Origin of the sequence: Rhizobium altiplani, assembly GCF_001542405.1 — a bacterium.
Taxonomy (GTDB): Bacteria; Pseudomonadota; Alphaproteobacteria; order Rhizobiales; family Rhizobiaceae; genus Rhizobium; species Rhizobium altiplani.
On sequence record NZ_LNCD01000083.1, the window covers coordinates 32,367 to 46,392 of the forward strand.

Below are 14,026 nucleotides of genomic sequence, written 5' to 3' on the forward strand. Positions count from 1 at the left end.
GCCATTCATGCAAGTTTTAAAACAACGTGAAAGGCCGGCCGCATGTCGCTCTTCCTCCACAGTCATCCGCTTGCATCCTTCTGCCAAAAGGTCCTGATCGCCCTTTACGAGAATGGCGCGCCGTTCGAGGCGGTCCATGTCGATCTCGGAAACGAGGCGTCGAGAGCCGCGTTCCTCAGCGTCTGGCCACTCGGAAAGATGCCGGTGCTGCGCGACGAGGCACGCAACCGCACTGTCCCTGAAACGACGATCATCATCGAGTATCTCGATCGCTACTATCCGGGTGCGACGGCCCTCATCCCAGGCGATTTCGACAAAGCGCTTGAGGTCCGCCTGTGGGATCGCTTCTTTGACCTGCACGTGCAGGAACCGATGCAACAGATCGTCGCCGAACGTCTGCGCGGCGGCGGCGATCCGAGCCGCGTGGCCGGTGCTGAGGCGGCGCTGCGCAAGGCCTACGGCATGATTGAGCAGAAACTCGGCGAACACCCTTGGATCGCAGGGGATAGCTTCACCATGGCCGACTGCGCCGCGGCACCCGCCCTCTTCTATGCCGAGACCCTTGTCCCTTTCGCCGGCCAGCCAAGCCTGCGGGCTTACTACGACAGGCTACTGGCGCGCCCGTCCTTTGCACGGGTCCTTGAAGAAGCGCGGCCGTATTTCAGATTCTATCCCTACCGGGAACGGCTACCCGCGCGCTTCCGGCCGGACGAAGCCTCTATATGATGGACGAACCGGCCACACTCGATGAGATGTTCCACGCGCTTTCGGACCGCAGCCGGCGCGGGATGGTTGATCGTCTCGGCCGCGGCCCAGCCTCGGTGTCAGAGCTTGCCGAGCCTCTGTCGATGGCTCTGCCGACCGTTATGAAACATCTCGCCGTGCTGGAAAGGAGCGGCCTTGTCCATTCCGAAAAGAGCGGCCGCGTGCGGACTTATCGCCTGGAAGCAGGCGCATTGGGCCAGGTGGAACGCTGGCTTGCCGAACACAAGGCAAGCTGGAACGCCAGCTTTGACCGACTTGAACGATTTCTCTCGGACGACCAACCGGAGTGACGAACGACATGACAAGACATTCCGCCATGCACGAGACATTCGCAATCGAGCGAAAGATGCGGGCGCCGGTCTCACGGGTGTTTGCCGCCTGGGCCGATGCGGAGGCCAAGCGCAAGTGGTTTGCATGCCACGACGAGTGGGTGCCCATCGAATACAGCCTCGAGTTCCGCATCGGCGGCCAGGAGCGCAATCGCGTCGCAGACAGCGACGGCGTGCTGCATGCCTACGAGGCGCGCTATCTCGATATCGTGCCGCAGGCCCGCATCATCTATGCCTATGACATGAAGCTCGGCCAAACCCGCATTTCGGCATCGCTTGCGACGATCACCTTCGAAGCTACGCCATCAGGAACAACCATGCTCTTTACGGAACAGGTCGTCTTCCTCGATGACTATACCGACGGTGGCTCGCGACGGCAGGGAACGGAAATTCTGGTCGATCGCATACAGGCGTTTGTCGAGCGCGACGGCAGCACAGCGCACTAAATCTTGAACCGGTTTCATGCTAGGTTGGCGCCTCGGCATCTCACGGCGGCAGGCGAGGCAGCATGACTGCAGATAAACGACACACACAAACCGGATCCACGCTCAAGCGGCGGCCGAGATTCAATCCCAAGCGCGGCCCCAGGCCAAGCGTCCTGGCCCGGGCCAATCGCACGGTTGCCTGGGGAGCGTCCCTGGTTATCGCTGCCTTTCTCCTGATTGTCACAGTCAACGCGTTGGTGCACTAGCCGGAAGAGGCCGGGCTGTAGCTAAGCCAGCACCACCGGTCGACGCAGGATCCGGCGAGCATGGTCGGCAGGTGCGTCGTCGATGAAAGCGCGCCGTCCGACAACAGACGGCGCCGGTTGGCACATCAGGAGCCGGACACCACTTTGAGGTTTCCACCATGGCTGCCGCCACCGAAGACCTGATGCTTGCCGAAATCGCTCTGGAAGCCGTGACGCTGCTCTTCGCGCGTGATCCCGAGTTCCGGGAACAGTAGCTCGGCAACGCGATAGGCCTCCTCGAGATGAGGATAACCGGATCCGATGACCGTATCGATACCGACGTCCTGATATTCCCGCAGGCGAGCGGCCACGGTCTTCGGCGACCCGACAAGTGCTGTCCCTGCCCCGGCGCGCACCAAGCCGACACCGGCCCAAAGGTTCGACGACACTTCCAGCTTGTCGCGCCGGCCACCGTGCAGGGCCGCCATACGCTGCTGGCCGACGGAGTCGGATTCCTTGACAAAGCGCTCCTGCGCCTCGCGGATCGTCTCATCGTCGAGTTTCGAGATCAGACGATCGGCCGCTGCCCATGCTTCCTCATCGGTTTCGCGGACGATGAAATGCAGGCGAATGCCGAAGCTGACCTCGCGCCCCTTGTTCGCCGCGGCACCCCGTACCTTTTGAACCTTTTCGGCAACCTGAGCCGGCGGCTCGCCCCAAGTCAGGTACTTGTCGACGCGGCCGACCGAGAAGTCGATACCAGCATCCGACGAACCGCCGAAGTACAGGGGCGGCCGCGGGTTCTGCACCGATGGAAAGCCAAGCTTCGCATTCGTCGCCTTGATGTATTTGCCGTCGTAACTCGCGGCACCCTTTTCGAGCAGCTCTTCGAAGACCGTGAAGAACTCATCGGCATGGGCATAGCGCTCGTCGTGGGCCAAACGAATGCCGTCGCCGGCAAGCTCCGCCGGACTGCCGCCGACGACGATGTTGAGCAGCAGGCGCCCATTCGAAATACGATCCAGCGTCGTCGTTAGACGCGCGTAGTATGCCGGTGATGCCGTACCCGGACGGATTGCCACCAGAAACTGCAGCTTCTCGGTCTTGGCAGCGAGCGCTGCCGCTGTCACGAACGATTCTTCACAGGCAACGCCCGTCGGCAGCAGCACGCCGGAGTACCCAAGGCGATCAGCCGCCTGGGCAATCTGGGTGAGATAACCGATTTCCGGCGCGCGCGTCTGCTCGTTCGAGCCGAGATAGGCACCATCCCCCGAGGTCGGGATGAACCAGAGGAAATTGATGGGATCGTGTTTGCCGGTCATGGAAATGATGCCTTCTAGTCGGAATTGAATTAGCTTTGCTTTGCGTGCGAGGCGCCCGTCGTCGGTGTTCAGGACGGTGCCATGCCGAAAAGCCCCAGTGTTTGACGTCGTAAAATCATTGTCTTCCCTCTCTGGAAGTCAGCCGCTCTCCGCGCTCCAGTGTCTCGTTGCAATCTTGACAAAAACCATCAAATCGATCGACATTTGGAATTATTATCTTTCGAGGCTCGCCGGATTATCCGAACCGGCAATTGCCGCTTTCGGAGAAAATTTTTCCGCCACGATGCGACCCGCACTTCGACGGCTTTCCGAGCGCCGTGCTTTCCGCTAATCCTCATGCCCGGCATTCAGGAGAGGATTGGCACATGGCAAAAGTCGCATTCATCGGTCTTGGCGTAATGGGGTTTCCCATGGCTGGCCATCTCAAGGTGAAGGGCGGCCATGACGTTACCGTCTACAACCGGACCGCATCGAAGGCGGCGGCCTGGGCGGAGAAGTTCGGCGGCAGAGCGGCCCCAACACCCGCCGAAGCGGCCAAGGATGCGGATTTCGTCTTTACCTGCGTCGGCAACGACGATGATCTCCGTTCGGTGACAACAGGTGAAAACGGCGTTCTCCAGACGATGAAGCCCGGCGCGATCCTGATCGACAACACGACCGCGAGCGCGGAAGTTGCCCGCGAGCTCGATGCCGCCGCAAAAGGCAAGGGCTGCGCCTTTATCGATGCCCCGGTATCGGGTGGACAGGCCGGCGCCGAGAACGGCGTCTTGACCGTCATGTGCGGTGGTGACGAGGCCATCTTTGACAAGGCAAAGCCGGTGATCGATGCCTACGCCCGGATGGTCGGCCTCATGGGACCGGCGGGTGCCGGTCAGCTGACCAAGATGATCAACCAGATCTGCATCGCCGGCCTCGTCCAAGGGCTGGCGGAGGGCATTCACTTCGGCAAGCGCGCTGGCCTCGACATCGAGAAGGTCGTCGAGGTTATCTCCAAGGGTGCTGCCGGCTCCTGGCAGATGGAGAACCGGCACAAAACGATGAATGCAGGCAAGTACGACTTCGGCTTTGCCATCGACTGGATGCGCAAGGATCTCGGGATCGTGCTCAACGAGGCACGCCGCAACGGCGCGAAGCTGCCGGTGACGGCCTTGGTCGACCAATTCTATGGTGACGTCCAGGCCATGGGCGGCAATCGCTGGGATACGTCCTCGCTCCTGGCTCGTCTCGAAAAATGATCGGTCCCTCCTCCAGCAGCGCGGAGCTGATTGCGCATCTGCAAACGCTGCGCTCGGAGGAAAACATATCAGGCATGGCCCGTTTCGGCATCGTCACCGAAACGGCGCTCGGCATCTCCAATTCGGATCTCCGAAAGATCGCCCGAACGGTGAAGCAAAGTAACGGCCGTGCGCTGGAGCTGTGGCAAGGCAACATCCGCGAAGCGCGCCTGCTAGCGCTCTATACGGCCGAACCGCAGAAGCTCACGGCAGACCTCGCCAGAACATGGTCCGATAACTTTCACTCGTGGGAAATCGTCGATACGGCGGCAGACCTCTACGTCGAGGCTGGTCTCAAGGCGCTCATACCTGAATTCGCAGCCGACGATCGCGAGTTCGTTCGGCGAACTGCCTTTGCGATGATTGCCAGCGCAGCCGTGCATCTGAAGAATGAGCCGGACGACACGATCCTTGCCTGGCTTCCACTTATAGACGCGCACGCTCGCGACCCGCGCAATTTCGTACGCAAGGCGGTGAACTGGGCGCTGCGAAACATCGGCAAACGCAACCTGCATTGCCATGCTCGCGCATGCACAGTCGCAGAACGACTTGCCGCATCTGACGACCGGACCGCGCGCTGGATCGGCAAGGACACCGTCCGGGAACTCAAAAGCGAGAAGGTCATCGCGAGGCTCGAGCGAAAGTCGGCAACGCGATAATCGCTGTAAAAGACAGCGAGCGGATGATGGTATCCGCCCGCCGTCCTTCCCCCCCACTATTTCTGGATGCAGGTATCGACCGTATCCTTGGTGCACTCATCGAGGCCGGTGAAGACTGGATCCGGGACCGTCTTGCCGGCGATCAGGTCCATCATCACTGACGGTGCCTTGTAGCCCATTTCGAACGGCCGCTGGCCGACAAGAGCGGTGACGAGACCTTCCTTGGCGATCGCGACTTCATCACCGATCGTGTCGGCCGCACCGATCACGAACTCGTTCTTGCCGATCTTTTCGGCCATCGGCTTGAACAGGTCGCGATAGGGCTGCGGCGCGCCGAACAGCGGCCAGCCGCCCATAATCCCGAAAGCATCGAGATCCGGGTTTGCCTGGAGAATGTCGGTCATGGCCTGAACGCCTTTGGCGCCATCGTCGTTCGTGAAGACCGGGCAACCGGCAACTTCGGTCCACCCGCCCTCGCCTTTCAGCGCGGTCAGGCCTTTCTGGCCGGTCAGGGTGTCACGCATCCCCTGCGCGCGACGCAGAATGTTGTCGGCACCCGGGTTGCCTTCGATCGTGCAGATCTTGCCGCCCTGCGGCTTGGCCTTCTTGATGTACTCGCCGATGCGCGCGCCCATCAGATAGTTATCGGTGCCGAGATAGGTCTTGCGCAGTGCTGAATCTTCCGCCGCAAGGTCGGCGTCGAGCGTCATCACGGGAACCTTGGGATTTGCTGTCTTCAGCGTTTGAGCGATCAGTTTGGCGTTCGACGGAGAAATGGCGATGGCCACCGTTTCCGCCTTGCCCAACACGTCCTGAACGATTTGCGCTTCGCCGGCTTCATCCGAAGTCGATGCAGGGCCAGTGTAGAAGCACTCGTATTCGGAACTGGCGTTTTCCTTGTTCCACTTCTGGCAGCCTTGGTTGATTGCCTCGAAGAACGGGTTGTCGAGGCCTTTCACAACGATGACCAACTGTTTTTTGGCCGCCAGCGCCTGTCCCGCGGTCAGCGCCAACACCGCGGCTGTAAGCAATAATGCCTTCCTCATAGCTTCCTCCCATTGAAAAAATGGCGGGCGCCATCGTCCGCCACATGATCAACCCGGATACCAGACGATGCGAGGATCCTCCTCCAAACGCACATACCCCCAGGCCGAGTCGATTAGCATTTCCAGATCGTAGACGGGCCGCCATTCGAGCAGGTATTTCGCCTTGCTGTTGTCCATCCAGTTGGAATGGAACTGGCTCGGTATATCGACCGCACCGAGGCCGCGCGTCCGCGAAAGGTGGGCGGCAACCTCGCCGTAGTCGACAGGTCGGTCCATGCAGATGTTGAACAGCTGACCTCGCGCGCGCGGATTGTCGAGCGACGCGAGGATCGCCGAAACCAGATCGTCAACGTGAACGAAATTGCGCTTCAGCGGCCTGCCGTCGGCATCGCGCAACAACGGCACCGTCTGCTCCCGCTGATAGCGCTCCGAATCAGCCCGCGGCACGAGTGTCTTCCAGTCCGGCCCGCCGAAAACATCGTCGCCGAACGACAAGGTGAACTTGAAGTCGTCCTTCTCCATGATCCAGGGCGCGCGCAAGCAGCAGCCGTTTATGCCATACTGTATCTGGAACTGCTCCAGCATCACCTCTTCCAGCACCTTCGACAGCGCATAGCAGCCGGGATAGGCTTGGTGAGGCGTAGCCTCTGTGATTGGCGCTTCATGGCGATAGAAAAAGTGCCCTATCCCTGCATCGCCGCCGATAAGAATGAATTGGCGCGCAGTAGCGCTCGTCCTGAAGCCCTCGAGCAGCCAAAAAAGTCCCTTGACGGTGACGTCCATGACATCTTCAGGCGTTTCCTTGCATGTCGCGAGATGCACGACATGCGTGACGCCGGCAAGCGCATTCGACACGGCCCCTCGATCGCTGATTGAGCCTCGCACAGCTTCGACACGCTCGTTTTCCGGGCACAAGCGATTATGACAAAGCGCGCGAATGCGCGCCTTGGAAAATCGCGGATCGTCGAGCAGCCCCCCGATGAAGCGCTGCCCGACCTTGCCCGTTGCACCGGTGACAAGGATCAGCATGCTCTCCTCCGTCAACAGCTAATATACAGAGACCTCCGCGCGTCAATCGAATTGTAGTATGAAACGAGTAATTGTAACAAAGACGGTAAATTAGCAGCATCCGATTGACGGTTTCGCACGGTTCTGGGTAAATGTTGTAAGCGCTCGCAGGGAGGAAACTGGCGAGCGAATCAGCGGCCCCAAGAAAGGGTCGCGCTTTGGGAGGCTAGACGGCTGGTGGCAGTTCTTGAGCTCGCCAACATCTCCAAACATTTCGGCGCCATACAGGCGGTCAACGACGTTTCGTTTTTGCTGGAAGCGGGAGAAGTCGTCGGATTGATGGGCGATAACGGCGCCGGCAAATCGACGCTCGTGAAAATGATCGCGGGCAATTTCCGTCCGAGCCATGGAACGATGCGGCTCGACGGCAACGACCTCATTCTGCATCGACCAGTCGAGGCCCGGCAGCGGGGCATCGAGATCGTCCACCAGGACCTGGCGCTCTGCAACAATCTGACGGCCGCAGCGAACGTGTTCCTCGGCCGCGAGATGCGCCGTGGTTACGGCCCCATGCGCATTCTCGATTACAAGACGATGTACAAGCGCGCCGGCGAAATCTTCAAGGAACTGAAATCGGAGACGCGGCCGCGAGATCTGGTGAAGCAGATGTCGGGTGGTCAGCGCCAGGCCGTCGCAATCGCTCGCACCATGCTGGCGGAAGCGAAGCTCGTGCTCATGGACGAGCCTACCGCCGCCATCTCGGTTCGCCAGGTTGCCGAGGTTCTTGCTCACATCCGTCAACTGCGCGATCGCGGCATCGCGGTCATTCTCATCAGCCACCGCATGCCTGACGTTTTCTCGGTCGCCGATCGGGTGATCGTCATGCGGCGCGGGCGCAAGGTTGCCGACAAGCCGATAACGGCGAGTTCGCCGGAGGAAGTCACCGGGCTCATAACAGGCGCAATCGAACAGGTGTGACTGGCAGCCGCTCCCTAACGTAAGTGAAGGTCGACCATGGCAATAACCCTCGATCAGACGATAGCGCAAAGGCAGCGCAACTGGTTCTCGTCCGTATTCGCGAGCCAGACCTTCTGGGTCCTCGTCGCCGTCATCATCGCCTGCATCTTCCTGTCCTTCGCCACGAGCTCCTTCGCCACCCCCACCAATCTCTACAACATCACCCGCAACGTCACCTTTGTCGCCATCATTGCTCTCGGCATGACGCTGGTCATCATCACCGGAGGCATCGATCTGTCCGTTGGGTCGGTTCTTTGCCTCTGCAGTATGGTGTTGGCGGTTACGATGCATGCCGGCTATGGGATCGGGACCGGCATTGCGGCCTCGATCGGCACGGCGCTGGTGGTCGGCGCCTTCAACGGCCTGTTGATTGCCTATCTCGGATTCCCGCCGTTCGTCGTCACCCTTGGCATGCTGTCAATTGCCCGCAGCCTCGCAATGGTGGCCTCCAACAATACCGTCGTCTTCCAGTTCGGCCCGGATCACGACAAGCTGCTGGCGCTTGGCGGCGGCGCATGGCTCGGCATCGCCAATCCGGTCCTTTACATGGCCGTGCTGGCGCTGCTGACCGGCTTCGTGCTGCGCTGGACGCGCTTCGGCCGTTATGTCTTCGCGATTGGTGGAAACGAGCATGCAGCCACGCTGACGGGCGTGCCTGTCAGGAAGATCAAAGTCGCGGTCTATATGATCTCGGCTCTCTCAGCCGGTGTCGCCGGCATCATCCAGACCGGATGGCTGGGTGCCGTAACCACGAACATCGGTGCAGGGATGGAACTGCAGGTCATCGCCGCAGCCGTCATCGGCGGCGCCAATCTTGCAGGCGGCGTCGGCACCGCCTTCGGCGCCATTGTCGGCGCCGCGTTGATCGAGGTCATCCGCAACAGCCTCGGCCTGCTCGGCATCAACGCCTTCTGGCAGGGCACCTTCATCGGCGGCGCGATCGTTCTCGCGGTTCTGTTTGACCGGCTCAGGAACCTGCGGCAGAGCGACTAGCAACTGCCGCGGCTCTGGTATCAGTCCTCGTTCGACTTCGCGTTGTCGAGGATCATGTAATCGAGCGGCAACTGCGTCGAATACTTGATCTGCTCCATCGCGAAGGCGGAAGACACGTCGCGAATCTCGATCTTTGCGATCATCCGCTTGTAGAAGGCGTCATAGGCGGCAATGTCAGGCACGACCACCCGCAGAAGGTAGTCCACGTCGCCGCTCATGCGATAGAACTCGACCACCTCGGGAAAATCGGCAACGACTTCCGAAAAACGCCGCAGCCACTCGATCGAGTGTGTTGCGGTGCGGATCGAGACAAAAACCGTGACCTTTGTGTTGACCTTTTCCGGGTCAAGGATGGCGACGCGGCGCTTGATCACGCCATCCTCTTCCATCTTCTGGATGCGCCGCCAGCAGGGTGTCGTGGACAGCCCGACCTTCTTGGCGAGATCGGCAACAGCCAAAGTCGAATCCTCCTGCAACAGGCGCAGGATTTTGCGGTCGAGACGGTCCATACGGAAAAGCCCTTTCGAATTTATTTTCTTTGTATAGCGTGATTCCGGCAGTTTAAAAGAATTTTGTTTCAGCGCAGCAATGAGGCGACCCGCTCGCGCAGCACAGGCAACAACTCCGTCTCGAACCACGGGTTGCGCTTGATCCATCCGGTATTGCGCCAGCTCGGATGAGGCAGCGGCAAGATGCCAGGCATGCGGACCTTCGACAGCGTCGTTCGCCAGGCTCGCACCGTCTCCGTCATATTCTCGCTGCGCTCAGCGCCCATGTGCCACGCCTGCGCATATTGGCCGACTGCAAGGACAAGCTCGATCTGCGGCATGGCCGATATGACCCTGCTCCGCCAATGCGGCGCACATTCACGCCGCGGCGGCAGGTCGCTTCCCTTCGAGTCATAGCCGGGAAAACAGAAGCCCATCGGCACGATGGCGAAACAGTCGGGGTCGTAGAACGTCTCCCGATCCACCCTCAGCCAGTCGCGCAACCGGTCGCCGGATGCATCATTGAAGGGAATGCCGCTCTCATGAACCTTGAGGCCGGGCGCCTGCCCCGCGATCAGGATCCTCGCCTTCGACGATATCACTGCGACCGGCCGCGGCTCGTGCGGCAAACGACCATTCGCGCCGCCAAGCGGCGTGTCACGACAGATGCGGCAGGCCGCAATCTCCTGCCGAAGACTATCGAGCGCTGCCTCGTCCGGCGCACCTCTTGAGATCACCATCCGAGCAACCCCAGGACACCACGTGCAACTGGGCGCGGCGCATGGTCGCGTACGCTCCGCGGCATCTCGAACGTGCCCTCCCAGAGCCCGACCTTCTGCGCCCTCGCCCGCGCCTCCTCGTCACCATACGCTCCGTAGGATACCGCCATGCCCTTTCGCACCATCGTGGCGTTGAGATCCGCCCCCCCAGCATGGCAGACCACCAGCAGGCGATCGAAACGGTCCCGTTCGGTTCCCCTGCATTGCGTATCGTTGGCCCTGACAAGGGCTTGCAACGCCTGCTTCGCCTCTCGCCCGCACGCCCATTCGCTGCCTGCACGCTCGCATGTCTGGCTGAGCTCGGGCGCGTCGATACCGTATAGCCGCATCCGATCGCCGCCTATGTTCAGGCTGTCGCCGTCAGCCGCGTGAAACTGGCCGGAATAGACCGTTGCCGCGTCATCATTCAGCTTGGCTGCAATCAGCCACAGGAATGCCAGCAGAGCCAGCGCCGTCACGCCGTCGCGCATCACCCGCAAACCGCGCGTCACGCTTTCGCCTCCTTAAAAAACAAATCCTTGGCAAAGATGGCTAACACCATCTTAAGGATTGCGCTTTACGGTTTAGACAACCGCGGATCAAGTTTCAACGTGCACAATGGGTACTGGCGTTAGCACATCGACCGACAAGAACATCGTCGACAAGTCACGCAGCCACCGCAACAAGCCAGTGTCGAAGGCTGTGCGGTTGACGCGGGAGCGCCTCCAGTCGAGCCACGCCGCAAGCGGTACGTTCGATCGCGACGTGCTGGTAATGTATATCAATACGGTCCTGCAGGGCGCATCGATCGTCCCGCTCTTCGTCATGATCATCGCCGCCCTCGGCGTCTACTTCACCGAAAACACGCAAATCTTTCTGTGGGCGCTTCTGACCCTGACGGCCCATGCCACCAACGTATTTCTGGCGCGCCGCGCCCGAGGCCAGGAGATCAACGCGACGACGGCCCGCAAATGGCGCCGCCTTCTCCTGTTTGGACAATTCATGGTCGGCTGCTGCTGGGCGGTGTTCGCCCTGCAGGACTGCATGGCATGCGAACCCTCGAGCTTCCTGCTCTACAAGGGGGCCACGCTGCTGATCGCGCTCTCGATCACTGCGATGTCGAACTTCATGCTGACGCCGTCGGTGCTCATCACGTTCGCACCGGTCGTCCTCGGACTGATCGCCCAGGCTGGCCTTTCCCGTGGAATCCTCGAGATCAGCTTGACGGCCGTCTTCACCACGACGGTTATCCTCTTCAACTACATCAGCGACCGGCTGTTCCAGTCCAACCTCAGGATCCTCGCCTATCAGGCCGAGAAGGACGACCTGATCGCCGAGTTGGAAGTCGCAAAGTCGATGTCCGATGAGGCCCGCCGCCGGGCGGAAGAAGCAAACCTCGCAAAGTCCCGCTTCCTCGCATCCATGTCGCACGAATTGCGCACGCCTCTCAATGCGATCCTCGGCTTCTCGGAAGTCATGTCCGCCGAAGTGATGGGGCCGCTCAACAACGCCACCTACAAGGAATATACCAGCGACATTCACCGCTCGGGTGAGCATCTGTTGAACCTCATCAACGAGATCCTAGACCTCTCGCGCATCGAGGCCGGAAAATACGAGCTGAGCGAGGAAGCCGTCTCGCTGCTGAACATCTCGGAAGATTGCATCGGCATGGTGCAGCTACGCGCACGCGGCAAGAACATCACCATCTCGCCGCAGTTCGAGGCCGAATTGCCGGCCGTTTGGGCGGATGAGAAATCACTGCGTCAGGTCGTCCTCAATCTGCTGTCCAATGCCGTGAAGTTCACCCCGCAAGGCGGCGAAATCCGCGTCAAGGTCGGCTGGACCGCCGGCGGGGGCCAATACATCTCCATCAAGGACAATGGCCCCGGGATTCCTGAAGAAGAGATCCCCGTGGTTCTCTCGGCCTTCGGCCAGGGGTCGATCGCGATCAAGAGCGCCGAACAAGGAACCGGCCTCGGCCTGCCAATCGTTCAGGCGATCCTCGCCAAGCACGACGGCCAGTTCATCCTCAAATCGAAGCTGCGCGAAGGCACCGAAGTCATCGCCATCCTGCCCGCCAAACGCGTGCTCCAGACTGTCCCGGCGGTCGAAGATGCGCCGGCGGTCTCCCGCAAGCGCCGGAGTTTTGCTTGACCGTCTGGTCGACCACAGGCGCCTCTATCCAAACAGCAGATGCTTGCCGATCGTGAACAGCAGGAACACGCCGCACGCAACGATCATGCAGACGACGGCGAAGGAGCCGAGATCCTTGGCGTGCTTTCCGACCATGGAAATCTCCGGCGAAATCCTATCGATGACTTCCTCGATCGCCGTGTTCAGGGCCTCGATGGCAAAGAGGGCAAGAAATAGCACGCCGGCAATCATCAGCTCGGCAAGCGTTGCCCCGACGACGATCAGGAGGATGAGTGAAAACGCGAAGAACAGCAGTTCTTGCCGGAATGCAGCCTCCCTGATCAACCGCCTGAAGCCGCCCAGCGAGTAGCCGGCGGCTGCAAAAAAGTGGCTAATGCCGGTGAGTTTTGTCACGGCAGGTTTCATCAAGTGCCCTCGTTGTCCGTCAATGGCGGCCTTGTCGCCGCCAGTCAGAAATTGCGAATACCGGTTCGCGGTCGCCGCGGCAAGGGCTCCGTCATCAACCTGTCACAAACCTGAAGGTCAGTGCTTGTTGGTGACGCCTGCCTGTGAAAACGTCGCCATGCCGGAATGGCAGGCCGCCGCCGCCTTGACGATCCCGGCCGCAAGGGCCGCCCCCGTCCCCTCGCCGAGCCGCATGCCGAGCGCCAGAAGCGGCGTCTTGCCAAGCATTTCGATTGCCCGCAAATGGCCCGGCTCGCCGGAGACGTGGCCGATCAGGCAGTGATCGAGCGCCGAAGGATTGGCAGCCTTGAGGATGGCGCCGGCTGCCGTTGCGACGTAGCCGTCGATCAATACCGGAATCTTCTCGACGCGCGCGGCAAGGATCGCTCCCGCCATCGCCGCGATCTCACGACCGCCGAGGCGGCGCATGATCTCGAGCGGATCGTCCAGATGATCGCTGTGGAGCGCAACGGCCCGCTCAACGGCTGCGATCTTGCGCTCCAGCATCTCGCCTTCGGAACCCGTGCCCGGACCAACCCAATCACGCGCAGTGCCGCCGTAAAGGGCGTAGTTGATCGCCGCTGCGATCGTGGTGTTGCCGATTCCCATCTCACCGATGCAGAGAAGATCGGTACCGCCAGCGATCGCTTCCATGCCGAAGGCCATGGTCGCCGCACAGTCACGCTCGGACAAAGCAGGCTCTTCGGTAATGTCGCCGGTCGGATAGTCGAGCGCCAGATCGAAGACTTTCAGCCCGAGGTCATAGGCGACGCAAATCTGATTGATCGCAGCGCCACCGGCCGCAAAATTCTCGACCATCTGCTGCGTGACGGCAGGCGGAAACGGCGTGATGCCCTGCCTAGTCACGCCATGGTTGCCGGCGAAGATCGCCACCAGCGGCCGATTCACTGCAGGCGCCCTGCCCGTCCAGGCGGCGAGCCAGAATGCAATTTCCTCAAGCCGTCCGAGCGCACCGGGCGGCTTCGTCAACTGCGCATCGCGCTCGCGCGCGGCAGCAAGTGCCCTGGCATCCGGTCCCGGCAGATCGCGCAAAAGTGCCCGAAAATCGTCGAACGGCAGGCCTGAAACGCTCATGAAT

At 60.8% G+C, this 14,026-nt stretch carries 16 protein-coding genes; 8 read left to right on the forward strand and 8 right to left on the reverse strand.

The genetic code is table 11. From position 1 onward, the window contains the following. Window positions 1-42: 42 nt before the first annotated feature. From AS026_RS18995 to AS026_RS19005, 3 genes are read left to right on the forward strand one after another with little or no spacing between them, the layout of a single operon-like run. Complete coding sequence (locus tag AS026_RS18995; RefSeq protein ID WP_062371057.1) at window positions 43-726, forward strand: glutathione S-transferase family protein; 684 nt, start codon at window positions 43-45, stop codon at window positions 724-726. Then, complete coding sequence (locus AS026_RS19000) at window positions 723-1,055, forward strand: ArsR/SmtB family transcription factor (RefSeq protein WP_062371059.1); 333 nt, start codon at window positions 723-725, stop codon at window positions 1,053-1,055. The genes AS026_RS18995 and AS026_RS19000 overlap by 4 nt, the downstream gene beginning before the upstream one ends. An 8-nt stretch (window positions 1,056-1,063) precedes the next feature. Then, window positions 1,064-1,540, forward strand: a complete 477-nt coding sequence (locus tag AS026_RS19005) for an SRPBCC family protein (protein WP_062371062.1) — start codon at window positions 1,064-1,066, stop codon at window positions 1,538-1,540. A gap of 370 nt (window positions 1,541-1,910) precedes the next feature. Here the strand turns inward: AS026_RS19005 and ssuD are convergent, their stop codons facing one another. Then, window positions 1,911-3,086: an FMNH2-dependent alkanesulfonate monooxygenase gene (gene ssuD / locus AS026_RS19010; protein WP_062371064.1), complete on the reverse strand. Its 1,176-nt coding sequence runs from the start codon at window positions 3,084-3,086 to the stop codon at window positions 1,911-1,913. Between the two features lie 317 nt (window positions 3,087-3,403). Here ssuD and AS026_RS19020 point away from each other — a divergent pair, with 317 nt between their 5' ends. Next, window positions 3,404-4,321: an NAD(P)-dependent oxidoreductase gene (locus AS026_RS19020; protein ID WP_280949582.1), complete on the forward strand. Its 918-nt coding sequence runs from the start codon at window positions 3,404-3,406 to the stop codon at window positions 4,319-4,321. Further along, the gene (locus AS026_RS19025) at window positions 4,318-5,019 is read left to right on the forward strand and encodes a DNA alkylation repair protein (RefSeq protein WP_062371069.1); all 702 of its coding nucleotides are present in this window, start codon (window positions 4,318-4,320) and stop codon (window positions 5,017-5,019) included. Before AS026_RS19020 ends, AS026_RS19025 begins: the two co-directional genes overlap by 4 nt. Window positions 5,020-5,075: 56 nt before the next feature. On the opposite strand, the gene AS026_RS19030 is transcribed toward AS026_RS19025, so the two are convergent. Further along, a complete protein-coding gene (locus tag AS026_RS19030) occupies window positions 5,076-6,065 on the reverse strand; it encodes a sugar-binding protein (protein ID WP_018854790.1) in 990 nt (329 codons plus the stop codon). A gap of 48 nt (window positions 6,066-6,113) precedes the next feature. Beyond that, window positions 6,114-7,094 (reverse strand): NAD-dependent epimerase/dehydratase family protein, encoded by a 981-nt coding sequence (locus AS026_RS19035; protein WP_062371071.1) that lies wholly within the window; start codon window positions 7,092-7,094, stop codon window positions 6,114-6,116. 213 nt (window positions 7,095-7,307) lie between these two features. Here AS026_RS19035 and AS026_RS19040 point away from each other — a divergent pair, with 213 nt between their 5' ends. After that, a complete protein-coding gene (locus AS026_RS19040) occupies window positions 7,308-8,051 on the forward strand; it encodes an ATP-binding cassette domain-containing protein (RefSeq protein WP_062371073.1) in 744 nt (247 codons plus the stop codon). Between the two features lie 36 nt (window positions 8,052-8,087). Further along, the gene (locus AS026_RS19045; RefSeq protein WP_018854787.1) at window positions 8,088-9,083 is read left to right on the forward strand and encodes an ABC transporter permease; all 996 of its coding nucleotides are present in this window, start codon (window positions 8,088-8,090) and stop codon (window positions 9,081-9,083) included. A 20-nt stretch (window positions 9,084-9,103) separates the two neighbouring features. On the opposite strand, the gene AS026_RS19050 is transcribed toward AS026_RS19045, so the two are convergent. The 3 genes from AS026_RS19050 to AS026_RS19060 all read right to left on the reverse strand — a co-directional run bounded on the left by AS026_RS19050 (window position 9,104) and on the right by AS026_RS19060 (window position 10,841). Next, window positions 9,104-9,592 carry an Lrp/AsnC family transcriptional regulator gene (locus AS026_RS19050; RefSeq protein WP_007533095.1) on the reverse strand — a complete coding sequence of 163 codons (489 nt, stop codon included), beginning with the start codon at window positions 9,590-9,592 and terminating at the stop codon, window positions 9,104-9,106. A gap of 68 nt (window positions 9,593-9,660) precedes the next feature. Continuing rightward, the gene (locus tag AS026_RS19055; protein ID WP_025661990.1) at window positions 9,661-10,311 is read right to left on the reverse strand and encodes a uracil-DNA glycosylase family protein; all 651 of its coding nucleotides are present in this window, start codon (window positions 10,309-10,311) and stop codon (window positions 9,661-9,663) included. Next, window positions 10,305-10,841, reverse strand: a complete 537-nt coding sequence (locus AS026_RS19060; RefSeq protein WP_025661989.1) for a thermonuclease family protein — start codon at window positions 10,839-10,841, stop codon at window positions 10,305-10,307. The genes AS026_RS19055 and AS026_RS19060 overlap by 7 nt, the downstream gene beginning before the upstream one ends. A 106-nt stretch (window positions 10,842-10,947) precedes the next feature. Between AS026_RS19060 and AS026_RS19065 the strand changes: the two genes are divergently transcribed. Beyond that, window positions 10,948-12,483: a sensor histidine kinase gene (locus AS026_RS19065; protein WP_025661988.1), complete on the forward strand. Its 1,536-nt coding sequence runs from the start codon at window positions 10,948-10,950 to the stop codon at window positions 12,481-12,483. A gap of 24 nt (window positions 12,484-12,507) precedes the next feature. Here AS026_RS19065 and AS026_RS19070 read toward each other — a convergent pair whose 3' ends face one another. Together AS026_RS19070 and cobT are read right to left on the reverse strand one after the other, a co-directional pair. Then, window positions 12,508-12,888: a diacylglycerol kinase gene (locus tag AS026_RS19070; RefSeq protein ID WP_062371075.1), complete on the reverse strand. Its 381-nt coding sequence runs from the start codon at window positions 12,886-12,888 to the stop codon at window positions 12,508-12,510. A 117-nt stretch (window positions 12,889-13,005) separates the two neighbouring features. Further along, on the reverse strand, window positions 13,006-14,022 hold the full coding sequence (gene cobT / locus AS026_RS19075; protein ID WP_018854782.1) for a nicotinate-nucleotide--dimethylbenzimidazole phosphoribosyltransferase: 1,017 nt from the start codon (window positions 14,020-14,022) through the stop codon (window positions 13,006-13,008). Between the last annotated feature and the right edge of the window lie 4 nt (window positions 14,023-14,026).

Coding starts and splice junctions, on each gene's coding strand:
- AS026_RS19045 (WP_018854787.1), top strand. CDS start 8,088: ATGGCAATAACCCTCGATCAGACGATAGCGCAAAGGCAGCGCAACTGG.
- AS026_RS19055 (WP_025661990.1), bottom strand. CDS start 10,311: ATGGTGATCTCAAGAGGTGCGCCGGACGAGGCAGCGCTCGATAGTCTT.
- AS026_RS19065 (WP_025661988.1), top strand. CDS start 10,948: ATGGGTACTGGCGTTAGCACATCGACCGACAAGAACATCGTCGACAAG.
- ssuD (WP_062371064.1), bottom strand. CDS start 3,086: ATGACCGGCAAACACGATCCCATCAATTTCCTCTGGTTCATCCCGACC.
- AS026_RS19035 (WP_062371071.1), bottom strand. CDS start 7,094: ATGCTGATCCTTGTCACCGGTGCAACGGGCAAGGTCGGGCAGCGCTTC.
- cobT (WP_018854782.1), bottom strand. CDS start 14,022: ATGAGCGTTTCAGGCCTGCCGTTCGACGATTTTCGGGCACTTTTGCGC.
- AS026_RS19030 (WP_018854790.1), bottom strand. CDS start 6,065: ATGAGGAAGGCATTATTGCTTACAGCCGCGGTGTTGGCGCTGACCGCG.
- AS026_RS19050 (WP_007533095.1), bottom strand. CDS start 9,592: ATGGACCGTCTCGACCGCAAAATCCTGCGCCTGTTGCAGGAGGATTCG.
- AS026_RS19070 (WP_062371075.1), bottom strand. CDS start 12,888: ATGAAACCTGCCGTGACAAAACTCACCGGCATTAGCCACTTTTTTGCA.
- AS026_RS18995 (WP_062371057.1), top strand. CDS start 43: ATGTCGCTCTTCCTCCACAGTCATCCGCTTGCATCCTTCTGCCAAAAG.
- AS026_RS19005 (WP_062371062.1), top strand. CDS start 1,064: ATGACAAGACATTCCGCCATGCACGAGACATTCGCAATCGAGCGAAAG.
- AS026_RS19000 (WP_062371059.1), top strand. CDS start 723: ATGATGGACGAACCGGCCACACTCGATGAGATGTTCCACGCGCTTTCG.
- AS026_RS19025 (WP_062371069.1), top strand. CDS start 4,318: ATGATCGGTCCCTCCTCCAGCAGCGCGGAGCTGATTGCGCATCTGCAA.